Origin of the sequence: Bradyrhizobium sp. AZCC 2230 (assembly GCF_036924495.1) — a bacterium.
Taxonomy (GTDB): domain Bacteria; phylum Pseudomonadota; class Alphaproteobacteria; order Rhizobiales; family Xanthobacteraceae; genus Bradyrhizobium; species Bradyrhizobium rifense.
The window spans coordinates 8,030,213-8,047,594 of sequence record NZ_JAZHRS010000001.1 but is presented as its reverse complement, the minus strand read 5'-3'; the positions used below and the strand labels follow the sequence as shown (position 1 = coordinate 8,047,594).

15 protein-coding genes are annotated in these 17,382 nt (G+C 62.4%); 8 read left to right on the top strand and 7 right to left on the bottom strand.

What is annotated here, in order from left to right:
* Positions 1 to 5: 5 nt before the first annotated feature.
* The 6 genes from V1280_RS38315 to V1280_RS38290 all read right to left on the bottom strand — a co-directional run bounded on the left by V1280_RS38315 (position 6) and on the right by V1280_RS38290 (position 6,281).
* Positions 6 to 1,286, bottom strand: coding sequence for a DUF6895 family protein (locus V1280_RS38315; RefSeq protein ID WP_334535785.1), 1,281 nt, complete (start codon positions 1,284 to 1,286; stop codon positions 6 to 8).
* A 79-nt stretch (positions 1,287 to 1,365) separates the two neighbouring features.
* On the bottom strand, positions 1,366 to 1,605 hold the full coding sequence (locus tag V1280_RS38310) for a hypothetical protein (protein ID WP_334535784.1): 240 nt from the start codon (positions 1,603 to 1,605) through the stop codon (positions 1,366 to 1,368).
* A gap of 187 nt (positions 1,606 to 1,792) precedes the next feature.
* Positions 1,793 to 2,608, bottom strand: a complete 816-nt coding sequence (locus V1280_RS38305) for a response regulator transcription factor (protein ID WP_334535783.1) — start codon at positions 2,606 to 2,608, stop codon at positions 1,793 to 1,795.
* Between the two features lie 192 nt (positions 2,609 to 2,800).
* Positions 2,801 to 3,685: an aldose 1-epimerase family protein gene (locus V1280_RS38300; RefSeq protein ID WP_334535782.1), complete on the bottom strand. Its 885-nt coding sequence runs from the start codon at positions 3,683 to 3,685 to the stop codon at positions 2,801 to 2,803.
* A 101-nt stretch (positions 3,686 to 3,786) separates the two neighbouring features.
* Positions 3,787 to 5,100 (bottom strand): UDP-glucose dehydrogenase family protein, encoded by a 1,314-nt coding sequence (locus tag V1280_RS38295; RefSeq protein WP_334535781.1) that lies wholly within the window; start codon positions 5,098 to 5,100, stop codon positions 3,787 to 3,789.
* A gap of 161 nt (positions 5,101 to 5,261) precedes the next feature.
* On the bottom strand, positions 5,262 to 6,281 hold the full coding sequence (locus V1280_RS38290) for an NAD-dependent epimerase (protein WP_334535780.1): 1,020 nt from the start codon (positions 6,279 to 6,281) through the stop codon (positions 5,262 to 5,264).
* Positions 6,282 to 6,553: 272 nt separating this feature from the next.
* Here V1280_RS38290 and V1280_RS38285 point away from each other — a divergent pair, with 272 nt between their 5' ends.
* Entirely contained in the window at positions 6,554 to 7,753 is a 1,200-nt protein-coding gene (locus V1280_RS38285) for a glycosyltransferase family 4 protein (RefSeq protein ID WP_334535779.1), read from the top strand.
* On the top strand, positions 7,738 to 8,895 hold the full coding sequence (locus tag V1280_RS38280) for a glycosyltransferase (protein WP_334535778.1): 1,158 nt from the start codon (positions 7,738 to 7,740) through the stop codon (positions 8,893 to 8,895). Before V1280_RS38285 ends, V1280_RS38280 begins: the two co-directional genes overlap by 16 nt.
* 11 nt (positions 8,896 to 8,906) lie before the next feature.
* Here V1280_RS38280 and V1280_RS38275 read toward each other — a convergent pair whose 3' ends face one another.
* A complete protein-coding gene (locus V1280_RS38275; RefSeq protein WP_187437056.1) occupies positions 8,907 to 9,044 on the bottom strand; it encodes a hypothetical protein in 138 nt (45 codons plus the stop codon).
* Positions 9,045 to 9,579: 535 nt separating this feature from the next.
* On the opposite strand from V1280_RS38275, the gene V1280_RS38270 reads away from it, so the two are divergent.
* From V1280_RS38270 to V1280_RS38245, 6 genes are all read left to right on the top strand, one after another.
* Positions 9,580 to 10,803, top strand: a complete 1,224-nt coding sequence (locus V1280_RS38270) for a polysaccharide biosynthesis/export family protein (protein ID WP_334535777.1) — start codon at positions 9,580 to 9,582, stop codon at positions 10,801 to 10,803.
* A 240-nt stretch (positions 10,804 to 11,043) separates the two neighbouring features.
* Complete coding sequence (locus V1280_RS38265; RefSeq protein WP_334535776.1) at positions 11,044 to 12,231, top strand: glycosyltransferase family 4 protein; 1,188 nt, start codon at positions 11,044 to 11,046, stop codon at positions 12,229 to 12,231.
* A 51-nt stretch (positions 12,232 to 12,282) separates the two neighbouring features.
* On the top strand, positions 12,283 to 13,482 hold the full coding sequence (locus V1280_RS38260; RefSeq protein WP_334535775.1) for a glycosyltransferase family 4 protein: 1,200 nt from the start codon (positions 12,283 to 12,285) through the stop codon (positions 13,480 to 13,482).
* A 69-nt stretch (positions 13,483 to 13,551) separates the two neighbouring features.
* Entirely contained in the window at positions 13,552 to 14,964 is a 1,413-nt protein-coding gene (locus V1280_RS38255; RefSeq protein WP_334535774.1) for a hypothetical protein, read from the top strand.
* A 182-nt stretch (positions 14,965 to 15,146) separates the two neighbouring features.
* Entirely contained in the window at positions 15,147 to 16,589 is a 1,443-nt protein-coding gene (locus V1280_RS38250; RefSeq protein WP_334535773.1) for an oligosaccharide flippase family protein, read from the top strand.
* 43 nt (positions 16,590 to 16,632) lie between these two features.
* A complete protein-coding gene (locus tag V1280_RS38245) occupies positions 16,633 to 17,379 on the top strand; it encodes a hypothetical protein (RefSeq protein ID WP_334535772.1) in 747 nt (248 codons plus the stop codon).
* Positions 17,380 to 17,382 lie beyond the last annotated feature (3 nt).

Genomic DNA, 17,382 nt, shown 5'->3' with positions numbered 1-17,382 from the left:
CGCGGTCACCTCACCAGCGCACCCAGTCTCGAGAGATACTCGGCGGCCTGGCTGCACAGCGTGGTGTTCGCCATGCCGTGGGTGACGGCCGTTTGCAGCAGATGCATCATCCGTGCGGCGTCGCCGCTCCGGCTCGAGCGCATCAGTGCGACGTCGAGCAGAAACGGCGCGAGCGCCGTCTGCTCGCACGGGTCCAGCAACTGGAAGACATCCTCCCAATGCGCGCCCGTCCTGGGTATCAGGGCATGCAGCGTCTCGACGAGATCCATCGGGTATGCGGCGCCGGCGATCTCGAAGGGCGACGCCATGCCGTCCTTGAGCGACACCGCGCACAACATGCCCATGACGTAAGCCGTGTGATAGGATGTCGCGAGCGCACATCTGGTCTTGTCGTGCCCGTTCAGCCGCTGGATCTGGCTCGACGTCGAACGGCCGGCGGGAAGAAATCCAACCTTGTCCTCCAGCGAGGCGACGACGCGAAAGCCGAAGGCAGCGCCCGGACTCCAGCTCGACGACAATAGCGGCCACGCCATCAGCGCCTCAGCCGCGAGGTCATAGTCCTCGATGACGAGCGCGCGGGCGAGCACGGACCCCGCCTCGTCGAGAACTTCGTCGCACGAGCGCGGCAACCTCACCTGCCAGTCCCCGAAATCGGTGGCATACATCGCGGCATGGGTGTGCGCGTAGGCGTCATCGCGTGTGCCGTTCAACAGATCGATCGGGTTTCCGAGCGCGGTCTTGCGCGCGATCTGCTCGCATGCAAGGCCCGGCTCCTCGTTGCGCCACAGCGAATGCAGCCAGAGCAGCTCGAGCTCGCGGTACGGCACCACTTCGTGCCCCGCCCGCGCGGACGCCGACCAGCTTAGCGCCAGCAGGTCGTCGAAGTCCGGGTCGGCATGGCCGAGCGCACTCAGCAGGATGTGTGGCGTCGCAAGCTGGAGGCAGACCGACGGATAGCGTACGACGTCCCAGCGCATCTGTTGCGAACGCGCATAGGGCACGAGATCTCGCAGCAGCGCCTCCGTGCCCGCATCGGGCGCGTGGCGCGCGGCCACATAGAGCAGCATCGCTGTCTCGGCGAGCGGCTTTTCCGCGGCAAAATTTCCATCCGGGACCTCTGCACCGTCGAACCCGTCCTTGCCGAGAAACTGGAGCGTCCGCTCGGCGATGCGCAAGGCGAGGTGCAGCCGTCGTCGGAGATCTTGACCGGCCTCCGCGGCGAACGCGGCGGTAGCCGCAATGCGGTCGCAATCCGGCGCGGCGGTCCGATCCTGTGGATTTGGCATAGGCGCCTCACGAGATGGAGAGGGAGGGAGCTGATGGACCAAAGCGAGATCGTGGCCGCGCCGGAGCGCTAGGGCCGTGTCAGCGACCGGTGACCTCGGTGCGGATAGCGGCGGGGTTGCCCGCCTGCTCCACTTCCAGCACCGGCGGGATGCAGTAGCGGATGAAGCGGTTGCCGACGACGAAGCCGAACTCGCTTTCGCTGGCACTCGCAATGCTGGCGCCGTTCTCGGCGACGAATTTCCCGAAGGCATTGAAGTCGAACACCTTCGACCCCAGGAACTTGCGGACGATCTCTTCCCTGCTTGTATCGTCGCTCATGTTGCCTCCTGCACATCGGTGGATCGATCTGGACGCGGGATGCGACCAGTAGCGACGGCGCGAACGATGATCCGATCGCGGAGCGAGGCGTGTGAGCCACCTTACATTTCAAGAATAGTTGAGCACAACCCGTACGCCGATGCGTATGGCTGCGTGCGGAACTTCGCCTTGCGCGGAGCTGATGAGACTAGAGCCGCTCGCTGAGCGCGAGCTTGTAGCCGACACCGGTGACGGTGGCGATGACAGGCGTGCCGCTGCCGACGAGCTTGCGGCGCAGCCGCGCCACCAGCGCATCGACCGTGCGGATGTCGACCTCGGCCTGGCGGTTGCTGACGACCTCGATCAGATAGTCGCGGCTGAGCGGCCGTCCGTCCGCACCGACAAGCGCGGCAAGCAGATCGAACTCGGCGCGCGTCAGCGCCACCGGCTTGCCGTCGCTGCCGAGCAGCTCGCGCCGCGTCAGGTCGATGATCCAGTCGCCGAAGGCGATCGAATTGTGGTTACGCGCCGCCTTGCGGTCGATCGAGCGGCGCCGCAGCACGCTGCGCGCACGCGCCAGCAGCTCGCGCAGATTGATCGGCTTGGTGACGTAATGATCGCCGGCGATCTCGAGACCGAGAATGCGATCGACGTCGGTGTCACGGCGGGTCACGAAGATGATGCCCGCATTGCTGGTCGCCTGGATCTCCTTGGCGAGCTCGAAGCCGTCGCCGTCGGGCAACTGCACGTCGAGGAAGACGAGGTCGGTGCGCGCGCGCAGCGCCTGGCGACATTCCGCGCAGGTGCCGGCGCCGACCACGTCGAAATTGTTCTCGCTGAAATAACCGACCAGCATCGTCCGGATCACCGGATCGTCTTCGACCACGATCAATCGCTCGCGCCCAATAGGACGCAATTCCTGAAGTGCGGAATCAGCCACGATGTTGGATGTCCTGTGTGCGTTTGACCCGGCTCGAAAATTCGAGTCGCTACGTGATGCGTTGTCGTGTGAACGAACATTCACGGCTTATTCGAGCCCCCGAATTGCCTGCCCCAATACTAGGCGTGTTGTGTCGCCTAAACAATATAGGTCACGGTATTGACGTATTAAGTATGAATTGGCCCACACTTCTCACTGAGCGCATCGATGCGCGAGCCCGGTCCGCGCGACCCGCTTCGGCCGCGCCTGGCACTAGCCGCGGGCGCGTGAACGATGTCAGGACGTTCCCACCTCGACCCGGAACGACAACTGCTCCTCCGCCCCGGGCGCGATGTGCATCAGGCCCGGCTTGTCGCTGAATGCGCCGTCGAACTCTTTGGGACTGGCATAGCCACACCAGGGTTCGATGCAAAGAAAAGGCGCGCCTGACGGTTTCGACCAGACACCGAGCTCGCGAAAGCCACGCCATGACATTTTGAGCCAGGGCCCGGTGCCATCCGTGGCGGCATAGCGGACCCCATGGCTGTTGACGGGATCGAGGATGACGGCGTCGTTGTGGAACAGTGCTTCCGACAGGGGAAGCACAGTGCCTCGGACGGGGCTCGGATCCGTTGCCGCGAGCAGGAGTCCGCCCTCGACACGGCGAACCGGAGACGGCTCCTCGTTCGTGAACGTGAGCGCGTAGCTCTCCTTCGGCACGCCTGCCTGAAGCGGCCAGTTGAAAGCGGGATGGCCTCCGAGCGACGCCGGCAATGTCTCCTTGCCGGTGTTGGCGACCGTGAGCGAGAGATCGAGACCGGACTCGTCGAGCGCATAGGCCGCCGTCAACCGAAACGCGAACGGATAGCGCGCGCGCGTCGCCTCGTTGTCTTCGAGCACGAGCGCGCAACGGCTCTCGCCACGCTCCGCCCAGGCGAAACGGCTGTCGCGCGCAAAGCCATGCTGGGTCATCCGGTAGGTCTTGCCCCGGTGCCGCATCTCGTCATTGGCAAGGCGCCCGACGATCGGAAACAGCAGCGGTGCGTGGCGGGTCCAGGCGGGACCTGCCTGCCAGACGAATTCGGTGCCGTCCTTGTGCTTGAGCGAGCACATCTCGGCACCGTGTACCTTGATGGTCGCGGAGAGCCCGCCAACTCGGATCGTGTGGGTGTCGTCGGTCATGGCAATCTCCAGAACGGCAGGCCCGCCTGGATCATATCGCATCAGAAACGACTTCGCCCGCCTCACGATGAGGCGGGCGATCATCAGCTCGACATGATCCGTCAGGCTCGGGACGACCGTCCGATGCTCTCATAGACGAAGCCGGCTTCGGCCATCTCTTCGGGGCGGTAGATGTTGCGGAGGTCGACGACGACGGGTTGCGCCATGACGCTCTTCAGCCGGTCGAGATCGAGCGCGCGGAACTGCACCCATTCGGTGACGATGACGATTGCATCGGCGCCTTGTGCGCAAGAATACGCATCCTCGGAATAAGTGATGTTCGGCAGCTCGCTTTTGGCCTGCTCCATGCCGACGGGATCGAACGCCTTCACCTTCGCGCCCATGTCGATCAGGCCGGTCACGAGCGGGATCGACGGCGCATCGCGCATGTCGTCGGTGTCGGGCTTGAAGGTGAGGCCAAGCACGGCAATGGTCTTGCCGCGCAAGGAACCGCCGAGCGCCTGGCTTACTTTCCGCGCCATCGCGCGCTTGCGGTTCTCGTTGACCGCCAGCACGGATTCGACGATGCGCAAGCTCACGTCGTAATCCTGCGCGATCTTGATCAGCGCCTTGGTGTCCTTCGGGAAGCAGGAGCCGCCGAAGCCCGGGCCGGCGTGCAGGAATTTTGTGCCGATACGGTTGTCCAGGCCAATGCCGCGCGCGACTTCCTGCACGTTGGCGCCGACCTTTTCCGAGAGGTCGGCGATCTCGTTGATGAAAGTGATCTTGGTCGCGAGGAACGCGTTCGCGGCGTATTTGATCATCTCCGCAGTACGACGTTCCGTGAACATCAGCGGCGCCTGGTTCAGCGACAGCGGACGATAGATGTCGCCCATCACCTTGCGGCCGCGCTCGTCGGACGTGCCGACGACGACGCGATCGGGGAATTTGAAGTCGCGGATCGCAGCGCCCTCGCGCAGGAACTCCGGATTGGAGGCGACGACGACGTCGGCCTTGGGATTGGCGTCGCGGATGATGCGCTCGACCTCGTCGCCGGTGCCGACCGGAACCGTCGACTTCGTCACCACGACGGTGAAGCCGGACAGCGACTGCGCGATCTCTTTCGCGGCAGCGTAGACGTAGGAGAGATCGGCATGGCCGTCGCCGCGACGCGAGGGTGTGCCGACCGCGATGAACACGGCATCGGCGTCGGCGACCGGCTTCGACAGGTCGGTGGTGAAGTCGAGGCGTTTGGCCTTGACGTTGGTCGCGACCAGCTCGTCGAGGCCGGGCTCGTAGATCGGAATCTCGCCGCGATGAAGCGCCGCGATCTTCTTCTCGTCCTTGTCGACGCAAATGACGTCGTGACCGAAATCCGCAAAGCAGGCTCCGGACACCAGTCCCACATAACCCGTGCCGATCATCGCGATTCGCATGAAAAACTCTTTCCGTTGACGACGGATGTTCCACCGAACACCCTAGACCATTTCTCTATCCGGCCGCACGCCCAACATTAGGGCAAGCTGCATCGTGAGCCGAACAAACCTTAACCGTCGCCACCCGAGTATTTTTTGTGTCTTGCCGTTCGCTTCGGCGATCACACGCCGTGGTACTTTCGATACCATTCGACGAAACGCGCGAGGCCTTCCGCGATTGGCGTCGACGGCGCGAAACCGACGTCGCGCTGGAGCGCGGAAATGTCGGCGCGCGTCTCCAGGACATCGCCGGCCTGCATCGGCAGCAGCTTGCGGATCGCAGGCTTGCCGATGATCTTCTCGAGCGTCTCGACGAACTCGAGCAGCTTGACCGACCTGTTGTTGCCGATGTTGTAGACGCGATACGGCGCATAGCTCGACGAATTTTCAGGCCGCTCCGCATTCCACGCGGGATTCGGAGCCGCGGGCCGATCAAGCGTGCGGATCACGCCCTCGACGATGTCGTCGACATAGGTGAAGTCGCGCCACATGTCGCCATGATTGAAAATCTTGATCGGCTCATTCGCGAAGATCGCGCGCGTGAACAGATAGGCGGCCATGTCGGGCCGGCCCCACGGACCGTAGACGGTGAAGAAGCGCAGACCGGTCACCGGCAATCTGTGAACATGCGCAAAGGTGTGCGCCATCAGCTCGTTGGCCTTCTTGCTCGCGGCGTAAAGGCTGACCGGATGGTTTACCGATTGCTCGGTCGAATACGGCAGGGTGCGATTGGCACCATAGACCGAGCTCGACGAGGCGTAGACCAGATGCGCCAGACCATGGCGCCGGCCGGCCTCGAGCACGGTGACAAAGCCGTCACAATTGGCGCGGATGCTGGTGATGGGATCATCGATCGAGGCGCGGACGCCCGGCTGCGCCGCAAGGTGCACAACCCGATCGGGCGCGACTTCGTCGAATACGCGGATCACCGCGGCAAAATCCGCAAGGTCGATCTCGTGGAAGCTGAAGCCCGGAAGCTGCTTGAGCTTTTCGAGGCGCGCGCGCTTCAGCGCCGGATCGTAATACGGCGTGAACGCATCGATACCAACGACCTGTTCGCCACGCGCCAACAGCCGTTCACAAACGTGCATTCCGATAAAGCCGGCAGCGCCGGTCACGATCACTGGTCGCAAAGTTGTCATCTCGTTCATTCCACGAATGCAATGCCAGACCAGGACATGAGAGGCAAGGTTTCGACGATGACGACATCATCGATTGAGGCTTGTCCATGTAAGCGCATCGAAATGTGTAGGAAACATGATGGCATCATGCATCCACGCATGCTATCCGCCTGCGAGGAAGCTCGGACGATAGCGCTGCATGTGCTAGAGATCATATCGACCGTCCATTCCGCGCGGATGCCCAGTCTTGAGGCATTGTTCGCGCAAGACACGCGCAAAGAAAAAGATCGGCTTTGAAACTCTCCATCAACGGCAGGTTCCTGACACAATCGCTGACAGGCGTGCAACGCTATGCCGCCGAGATCGTCAAAGCGATGGACCGCCTGCTCACGAGCGGCAAGGCAGCACAGCAACTCCTGGATGCGGAGTGGCAGATTCTGGTGCCGCCGGATGCACAGACGCTTGCCGGTCTTGGCCGCATCAAGGTCAAGCAAGTTGGAACTTTGCGCGGGCACGCCTGGGACCAGATCGATCTGGCGCGTGCGGCCGCCGGCACGCGCCTCGTCAGCCTCGCCAATTCCGGTCCGGTGCTCCATCGTGACCATCTCGTCGTGCTTCACGATGCGCAAGTGTTCAAGCGGCCGGACTTCTTCAGCTGGCAATACCTCGCCTTGCATCGATCGCTCGGCCATTTGCTGGCGCGCACAGCAACCATTGCAACAGTTTCGACGTTTTCACGCAACGAACTTGCCGACGTGCTCTCACTGGATCCCGGATCGATCCCGATCGTTCCAAACAGCGCGGAGCACTTCGCGTCGGTCGAACCCGATTTCTCGATCATCGAGTCCCTGCGACTCGAACCTTACCGCTTCTTCCTCTTTGTCGGCTCGATGACGAAGAACAAGAATGTCGACACCGCCATCCGTGCGGCCGAGCGGCTCGGCCGCGCGGATGTTCCGCTGGTCGTGGTCGGAGGCGACAACAGCAAGGTCTTTGGCGGCGGCGCGACCGAGTCGAAAGCCGGAATCGTCATCGCCGGCCGCCTCAAGGACGAGGAAGTCGCCGCACTCTTCGCCCGGGCTGCAGCTTTCGTGTTTCCGAGTCTCTACGAGGGCTTCGGCATCCCTCCCCTGGAGGCGATGTACTTCGCCTGCCCGGTCATTGCGAGTTCCGCGGAAGCCGTTCGCGAGACCTGCGCTGACGCCGCCGTCTATTTCGACCCACTCAACCCCGGCGAGCTGTCGGCGCGAATGCACGAAAGAATCGATCTCGGCAGGATTTCGCCGGCGGAACAGGAGAAGCAGCGGGAGCGGCTCGCGACATATTCGTGGACCAAATCGGCCGCCGCCATGCTCGATGTGCTGGCCAAATCGGCACCGCGGGGCCGCGTCCGGCGGAGCGGAACGATGACGCGGCCCAAATATTGCTGCTTGGAGACGCTACGCGTGGTCTCTGCAAGACAAGGAAGGATCGACCGTTGTCCAGCGGCCTGAAGGTTCTGCATGTCGCCGAAACGGTGAGAGGCGGCATCGCAACCTACCTCAACGAGCTTCATCCGCATCAGAGCGCGAGCTTCGGACGCGGCAATGTCAGCTATGTCGTTCCGTCCGACCATCGCGACGACCTGGTCAACATCGAGGATGAGGCCGTCACCACCTTCCCGCGCGACGGCCGCAACGCTGTCGGCCTGTTTGCCATGCTGTCCGCGACCATGCGCGCGGTCCGGCAGCAGCGGCCGGACATCATTCATTTGCATTCGTCATTCGCCGGGCTCGTGGTGCGTCCGGTGCTGTGGCTGACCTACCGGCGCTCGCGCATCGTCTATTGCCCACACGGATGGGCCTTCGGCCGCGAGACCGGCCGTCTCAGCCGCGCCGTCACCGAGTTCACCGAACTTCTGCTGTCGAAGCTGACCCATCGCATCGTCTGCATCTCTCACAGCGAGCAGGTCGACGCCAGGCGGGTCGGAATCGCGGCAAAACGCCTCGTCCTTGTGCATAACGGGATTTCCAAGCAGCGTCCCGCGCTCGACACGCGCGCAGCGCCGTGGCGGTCGGAGAAGATCAAGGTCCTTTTCATCGGACGCCTCGACCGCCAGAAGGGATATGACCTCCTGATCGAGGCGGCCCGCACGCTCGGAGACGTGCTGGATGTGCGCCTCATCGGCGCCTCGGTCGTCAGCAAATTCCAGAGAAGCGACCTGCCCTCCAACGTCTCGCTGCTGGGCTGGATGGACCGCAACCAGATCGAGGCCGAACTGGATCAGGCCGACATGGTGGCGATTCCGTCGCGCTGGGAGGCATTCGGCCTCGTCGCCATCGAGGCGATGCGGGCGGCCAAGCCGATCATCGCATTCCGCATCGGCGCCTTGCCGGAAATCGTCGAAGACGGCACCACGGGCGTGTTGTGCGACGAAGCCTCGCCCGAAAAGCTGGTTGAAGGATTCAAGCGCGCAACCACGCTCGATCTGCCTGCAGTCGGCCGGGCCGGATATGAGCGTTTCACCCGCCTCTACGACATCGAGCAGACCCATCGCAACCTGAGCCAGGTCTATGCCGACGTCCTGCAATGGGGCGAAAGCGAGGCCGGCGAGGCGAAGCTGCAGTCCGATTTCTCGAACAATCTGCGACCGTAGAGACCTGTCGATCAGGCCATCCGGTGGACGTCGCCCTGCGCCAGATCGGCATCGATGACGCGTTGATCGGAGAACGACCACGCGATCGCGAACATGACGGCCATCGCACAGATGAGAAAGCCCGCCGCGAACAGCCCGGTTTGCAACATTGTCTTCGTCTTCCCTTTTGTTTGCCCGACACCTAGCCGGATCGGGATTAGGAAGACCTTACGGACGCCAGCGTGACGCCAGCTTCCAAATCTAGGGGTTAACGGAGGCGGAATCCCGTTGCGGAAATATCGATGCAGATGCTGACGGGCGACAGCCAAGCTCACCGCAAGATCCGCGAAAATACAACGCAGAGTAAGTTCTGATTCGAATTCGAAAGCTGAAGTTTACGGTGGCGACGCCTCGCGGAGATGCTGTCGAATGCGCCAGTCGCGCTTGCGCGCTGCTCGCTGGATGAACCGAGGCCTCAATCGTGACATCGGTCTGACACTCGTATGTCTAATTTGCGAGTTGCTTAGAAAAGAGCACATCCAGCACAAGATTTGACCAATCGAATGCACGTGTACGTATGTTCACAAGTGGCAATAAGGTCACAGCCATAAGTGCTTTACCATAATCACGAAGACGCAGCAGTGACTCAGTAGCTGAACAGTTGCTACGGTAATTCAGATTTTAGGTGTGCGCGAGGGAAAGACATTGGCTAGGACCGAACAAGCTCATTCGGATTTCGGGATTAGCCGGATTCTGGCCGTTGCGGCGATCAGCATTTCTCTGACCGGCTGCGCGGGCTTCATTCCGTTAGACGCTCCCGATGCCGTCTCCACGCAAACAAATGCCGCGCTGATCACCGAGCCGACCGCGCCGCTCGCCTATGCACTGATGCCGGTCAATCCGGCCGTGCTGCAGGCGACCAACGGGTTTACCGACAGCGCCGGATTGATCTTCTCCCGCCTCCCCGGCGGCAATTATCGCGACGTCACCATCGGCGTCGGCGACATCGTCACCGTGACCGTTTACGAAGCGCAGGCGGGCGGTCTGTTCATTCCGCGCGAAGCCGGCGTGCGGCCGGGCAATTTCGTCGACATCCCGCGCCAGCAGGTCGACCAGTCCGGCAACATCAACATCCCCTACGCCGGATCGATCAAGGTCTCCGGTCTGACGCCGCGCGCCGTCTCGAACATCGTCCGCGAACGCCTCAAGGATCGCGCCATCGATCCGCAGGCGGTCGTGAGCGTCGCAGAACAGCGCGGCAACCAGATCAGCGTGCTCGGCGAAGTCAATTCGCCGCAGCGCTTTCCGGTCGACCCGGGCGGCATCCGCCTGATGGGCGCGATCGCGCGCGCCGGCGGCCCCAAGTACCCGTCCTACGAGAGCACGATCACGATCAAGCGCGAAGGACGCACCTACAACGAGTCGATGTCCTCGGTCGTGCATAATCCCAACGAGGACGTGCTGCTCGCTCCGGGCGACGTCGTCTTCCTGACCCGCATTCCCAGGGTCTACATGGCGTTCGGATCGACGCCATCGCCGGGATCGATCGGCGGAACCAACAACCGCCGCTTCACCTTCGAGAACGACAACATGTCGCTCGCCGAGGCGCTCGCGAAAGCCGGCGGTCTCGATAGCACCCGCGCCGATTCCAAGTCGATCTACGTCTATCGTTTCGAGCCGAAGCCGCTGCTCGAGCGCATCGGTGTCAATGTCTCGCAATTCCCGACCAAGACCATCCCGGCCGTCTACAAGTTCGACATGAGCAAGCCTGACGGCTGGTTCCAGGCGGACACCTTCAGGATGCGCGATCACGACGTGATTTCGGTCGCGGAATCGCCCTCGACCGAATTCATCAAGCTCATGGCCCCGCTGGACGCCGCTTCAACGAACGCGTCGAACATCTCCAGCGTCGTGGTCAACTCCAAGTAAACTTCAAGTAACGGCCACGATCGAGACTCTCTCTTGCCCGGATCTCGCCACGCGCGAGAGTCCGGGCAGGACGTCATGGCCCGCTTCTTGAATATTGTGTGACTGTTTCGGCCTCATTCCGGCGTGAGCGTTCACGTCGTTTTGGGCTCGAATGCGATTGCAGAGCCAGCTATTGCGTGGCAAGCGAGGTGCGCCCCCATCTACGATCAACGCATGAGGCGATCGTTGAAGATACTTATCGTGAACACCCTCTATCCTCCCGACATCATGGGCGGAGCAGAGGTATCGGTATCGCTGCTCGCAGAAGCCTTCATGCGCAACGGCCACCAGGTCGCCGTCGTCTGCCTGCAGAAGGCGGGCGACGTCTCGGTCGGAGATCGCAACGGCATCCGCACCTACCGCGTGCAGATCGACAACACCTATTGGCCGTTTGGACAGACGCGGAAGCCGCCACGGCTCGACCGACTGCGATGGCACTTGCGCGATACCTGGAACAGGCGTGCAGCCAAGCGCTTTGCCGCGATTCTCGACACCGAGAAGCCGGATGTCGTTCACACCAACAATCTGACCGGATTCTCCGTGTCGCTGTGGGCGGAGGCCAAGCGTCGCAATATACGCGTCGTCCATACGCTGCGCGACTACTCGCTGATCTGCAAACGGTCGACGCTGTTCAGCAAGGGCGACACGTGCAAGGAGCGCTGCCTGGCATGCAAGACGATGACCATGCCATATCTCTACGCCTCGCGCTTGGTCGATGCGGTGGTCTCCAACAGCCAGTATGTGCTGGACCGGCACCTGAAACCCGGTTTCTTCCCGGGCGTACCTCACAAGGTGATCTACAACATCGCGGACTCCAGCGCGGGACTTGCCCCGCCGTCTCCGGACGCCGACCTGACTTTCGGCTTTATCGGCCGGGTTGAACCCGAAAAGGGCATCGATGTCGTCCTTAAAGCGGTCTCTCTGCTCCCCGATTCGGGCTGGCAACTCAAAATCGCCGGAAAGGGCTTGGAAGCTTATGAGCGAGAGCTGAAAGGACGGTATGATAATCCGAGGATCAAATGGCTTGGCTTTGTAAAGTCCGCGGAATTTTACTCCGCCGTGGATGTTTGCCTCATTAGCTCGGTTTGGCCTGAGCCATTGCCGCGGACACTGATAGAAAGCATCAACGCCGGACGTGCGACCATTTGCTCAACCGCCGGCGGAATACCAGAAATCTCTCATTTCTCGACCTCACTCGGCTCGTACGAGCCAAGTGACCACCACAAACTGGCCGAACTGATGAAGCAGGCAATCAGTGAAGCACCAAAATGGAAGCAGACTTTTCCGCCTCGGCCTGACTTTGCAGCCAGCTTCACACCGGAAGCTGTCACCGGACAATATCTCGACGTCTATTTAGAAGGTAGCTCGAACACCGATGGAGACAGATGAGAGGGACTCTCGGGGTTCGTTCACAGATGCATATTGGATGAGATCCTTCCGATGAGAATATTGATCACATCGTCACTGTACCCGACACCGGGCGCACCGAAGGTGGTCGGCGGGGCCGAGATATTCGTGCGCCGTGTTGCCGAAGGCCTTTTGAAGAGTGGCGATGAAGTCGAAGTCGTTCGCGCCGCCTCGCTGCCTGAACAGGCGATGGAGACGAGCAACGGCATCGATGTGTACTCGGCGCCCGTCCATAACATCTACCGGCCCTTCACCGGACAGCGAAGCGCGCCTGCGCGCGGATTGTGGCACGCGACGGAGGACTGGCGTCAAAACGCCGAACTTGTTGCCGGCAGAATCAGGGCATTCAAGCCCGACGTGCTGCACTCGAACAACCTCTCGGGCCTCACCACGGCGGTGTGGAAGACGGCGGCCGAACTCAATGTGCCGGTGCTGCACACGCTGCACGACTACTATCTGACCTGCCCGCGGTGCTCGCGCTTCTCGAAGGGGAAGGCCTGCGAGCATACCTGCATGAGCTGCAGGCTGCTGACCATCAACCGCCGAAGTGCAACCCGATATCTGCGCGGCGTCGTCGGCGTGAGCCAGCGCATCCTCGACATCCATCTGGAGACGGGCCTGTTCGCCGATACAGAGCTGCGCAAGGTCATCCCTCACGCATCGACGGTGCCGGTCGCCGCGCCTTCGAAATATTCCGCGGGTCCCGTCCTGACCCTCGGATTCATCGGCCGTGTGACCGAAGAAAAAGGCATCTACAATCTCGTCAAGGCGTTGGCCCATCTTCCCAATGACCGGGTGCGCCTCGTCATCGCGGGCGTCGCGGACGCGGAGATACAGGACGAGCTCAGGGCCATCGCGCCGAAGGCGAGCATCGAATTTCTCGGCTTCGTCGAGCCCGAGACATTCTACCGTCAGATCGACGTCGTCGTGATTCCGCCGATCTGGGAGGAGCCGGGTCCGCTCGTCGTTGCCGACGCGCAAGCCGCACGAAAGCCTTTCCTCGGGACTCAATTCGGCGGGATTCCCGAGGCCGTCAAGCGCGGTGCCGTCGGCTGGCTGACCGCGCCGGATCCGAAGTCGCTCGCGGACAGCATTCTGCGCATCATGTCGAATCCCGACGAGCTGGCGGCGATGGTCGACAAGCTCGCCGAGAAGAACGACCATCGGACATTCACCGACGTCATCGCCGAATATCGCGACGCCTTCGAGCTCCTGAGCCGGCACAAGCAATAGCCCTGGGATGACCGGTTTGCGCAACAAGCCCGTTCCGTCCTGCGCTTCAGCCCGCAGCCTGAACCTGCCATGACCCGCCTGTTCGCGCTTGTCGGGGTCGTCTACCAGAGTGCTGCGGCGATCATCCTCATCTTTCTGCTCGGCCGGATCCTCTCGCCGCTCGCTTACGCCAATTTCTCGCTCACGCTCGCCTCCAGTCAGTTGCTCAGCGTGCTGATGTTCGAATGGCTGCAATTGGCCGGCGTGCGCTTCCTGGCCGCCGCCATGCATGACAACGCGGCGCGACTGAGAACGTCCCTGTTCGGCGCCGCGCTCGCCAGCGCGCTCGCGCTTCTGGTGATCGGGGGCCTCGCCGTTTCGATCGCTAGTCCGATCGCCACGAGCGTAGGCCTGGTCGGCCTTGCACTGGCCGTGGCGCAGGGCGCGACCGATCTCCACTTCATGGTTGTCCGCGTCTCGCATCGGCTTGGCGCAGCCGCGTTTCTCCTCATTCTGAGAGCCACGCTGATGGTGGGCGGCGCGGCGGCCGGCGCGTGGCTCCACGGCACGGCGCACGCGGCGCTGCTCGGCATGCTGGGCGCCCAGATCGCCAGCCTGATCGCCGGGCAGCTGCTGCATCCCCACAAACTTCAGAAAGTGACGCGTCCGGCCCTGCTGGAGGATTGGAGCGGCTTCGCCCGCTACGGGATGCTCGCCGCCGGCGCCTCGGTGCTCCACCTCTCGGTCCCGGTCTCGATACGCTTCGTCGTCGTTTCAGCGCTGGGTGCGAGCGCTCCCGCGGTCACCGCTGGCTTCTCGATGGCGATCGACCTGCTGCAGCGGCCGTTTGCAGTGCTGGTCGCGGCCATCCACACCGTCAACTATCCCGAAGTCGTCCATCAATACGAGCGCGGCAGTGCCGACGACTCCCGTGCGGCCGTCGCGCATCTGCTCGATTTCATCATCTGCGCCACGCTGGTGATGCTCGGAGGCCTGATCGGCTTTCTGCCGGACGCGGGACAGTTGTTCGTTCCGGCGTCCATTCTGGCAAGCTTTCTCCAGACCTCGGCGGCCGCAGCGGGCTTCTATTTCATGCACTGCCATCTGCAATCCACGCTCGCGATCGCACCCCATTTGACGAAGTCTGCCACGCGTCTCGTCGTCGTCGCCCTGTGCCAATTGCTGCTCGTCCTGGCCGTGGCGGTGCCGATACAAGCGATCACGAGATCGCCGACCTGTGTCCTGGTCGGTGCGATCGTCGCAACCGCGATCGTCATCGTGCTCGCGGCGGGACCCATGGTGCGGTTCGGCGCAACGCCGCGATGGGGGCTGGTCGCGGCATCCGTCGCGGGCTCAGCCTTCATCGGCGCATTTTCGGCCGTGCCCTCGGCGTCGCCGATTGCGCTGGTTGCGAAGATCGTGGTCGCAACCGCCATCGTCGCACTCCTCGCCTGGAAGGGGCGCTTCCTCGAGGCCGCCGGCGCATCCCGATCGGATGTGTAACGACAGCGTGACGCCGCGATGCTGTTCGCAATGAAAAATGGCCTGCCCAACAACTTGGCAATGCCTGCTGCCCGATTGCTTGTCTTGCCAGTTGTGCATGTGCGAGATAAACGCGCGGGTGCAGGGCTGGGCCGCATGGAACCTGAGTGGGCGTCATCCCGTGGCGCCCGGAGATCGACGTAATGCTGAAAAATCTGCTGTCGATGTCCGGCATGAACGTTCTCAAGTCCGGCCTGCAGTTCGCGATGACCGTCATGATGACGTATTTCGCGGCGCCGGCCGAATTCGGTCTCGTCACCTTTTCACTGCCGTTCGTCGGATTCATCGCGCTGTTGACCGATCTGGGTATGTCGAGCGCCATGGTGCAGCGGCCGACGCTCGATCGGAACGACGCGGGCGCCGCGATCACGCTGATCTGCGCCATCGGCCTACTCTGCGCCGTGATCCTGGCGGTCATCTCCGCGCCTCTCGCCGCCGGTCTCGAGATGGAGGGATTGGGAAGCGTCCTCGCCACGCTGTCGATTTCGGTGGTGCTCTCCATTGCTGCCCTCGGCCCGCGCGCCGTGCTCGAACGGCACCTGCGCTACCAGGTCGTGGCGAGCGTCGAGATCGTCGCCGTCATCGTGTCGGTGCTCACATGCGTTCTGGGCGCCTTCCTGGGCTGGGGCGTCTGGTCGCTGGTCGCCTACTATGTCGTCGTGCAGATCGTTCGCGCCGCGGCCTTCGCCATCATCGCGCGAAAGGATGTGCAGCTCAATTTTCAATGGGGCCGCGTGCGCTCGATCCTGACCTTCGGCGGTTGGGTGCTGGCGAGCAATCTGCTCAACTTTGCCGGTCGCGCGGTCGGCAACGTCCTGATCGGCGGTGCCGTGGGCGCGGCCGCCGTCGGTCTGTACGGTCTGGCTTACCAGATCATGATCCTTCCGCTGATGGTGATCACCTGGCCCGGCAGCGGCGTGCTCATGGCGACACTCAGCCGCCAGGCCGCAAAGGGATCGCTGCAGGAGCGCAACCAGATCATTTGCGGCGTGCTGTCGCTGACGGCCGCGGTGGTCTTTCCCGGCATGCTGTATCTCACGTTCGGCGCAGACTATCTTTTCACCGCGTTCTTTCCGGCCAAGTGGACCGGCATCATCCCGCTGGTCGGGCTGATGTCGATTGCCGGCGCAGCGCAGTCGATCACCGCCTATAGCGGCGCCATGCTGCTGTCGCGGGGCAAGGCTCAGCTGCAATTCTGGGTTTCGACCGCGAACAGCATCTCGACCATCGTAGCGTTCGTCATCGGCCTGAGATTTGGGCTGATCGGGATCATCAAGATCTATCTTGCGGTGACGCTCATCGTGTCCGTCGCCACAATGCTGATCACCTCGTGGGAAACCAAGCTGCCGGTGCTTGATCTGGTCAAGGCGCTTGCGCCCGCAACGGTCGCCACGACGCTCGGCCTCGTTGTCGCAAATCGCATCATGGAGATGGCCGCCACGCCGAAGTCAGCCTGGCTGCTTGGCACGACCGCATACGTCCTGACGATCGCGATCAGCTACCTGCTGTTTCATCGCCAACTGGCACGAAGCCTGCTCGGCCTGCGCGATCTCGAACTCAACAAGGAGCGCGTTGCTGCCACCTAGCCATGCGCCGCGAGGGATTGATGAGATGACATCGAAAGGACCCATGAATATTCTGATTTTGACGGCGACCATCACGCCGAAAGCCGACGTGCGAAGCCTCGGGCGGAAGGATCCCGCCCTCCGCCGCAAGGACTATGAAGACGCGCTCTGGTTCTACGGCCGGCTGGTCGGCCAGTGCATCGACCAGATCGTCTTTGTCGAGAACTCGGAATCCGACCTGTCCAGTCTCAAGGCCATCGCCGAGCAGTTGAACATCGTCGACAAGATCGAGTTTATTTCCTTTGCGGGGCTCGACTATCCCCAGATGTACGGCCGCGGCTACGGCGAGCTATTCCTGCTCGACCACGCGATGGCGAATTCGCGCTTCATCGGGGAATGCGAAGCCGACACGCCGATCTGGAAGGTGACCGGCCGCTACATCGTCCTGAATCTTGCCAAGCTGATCCAGAAGACCCCGAAAGGGTTCGCTTTCTACGTCAACATGCGGAACTACCCCAAAAGGGTGGTCGACATGTACATGATGGCGTGGACCAAAGCTGGCTATCGCCAATATCTCCAGGGCAAGTGCAAGCTCTACGAGGAGACGTCCGCCGCCGCATTCCCCGAAAAGGCGCTACGTGACGATTTCGAGGCCGCGCCGAGAACGTCAAAATTCGTTCCACGGTTCCGGACGGTGCCGCTCGTCAGCGGCATCCGCGGCCTCGACAACAAGGGATATGCAACCGACAACATCTGGAAGTTCTACGTCCGTGTCGCACTGGACACCGTTTGTCCGTGGCTCTGGATCTAGGCC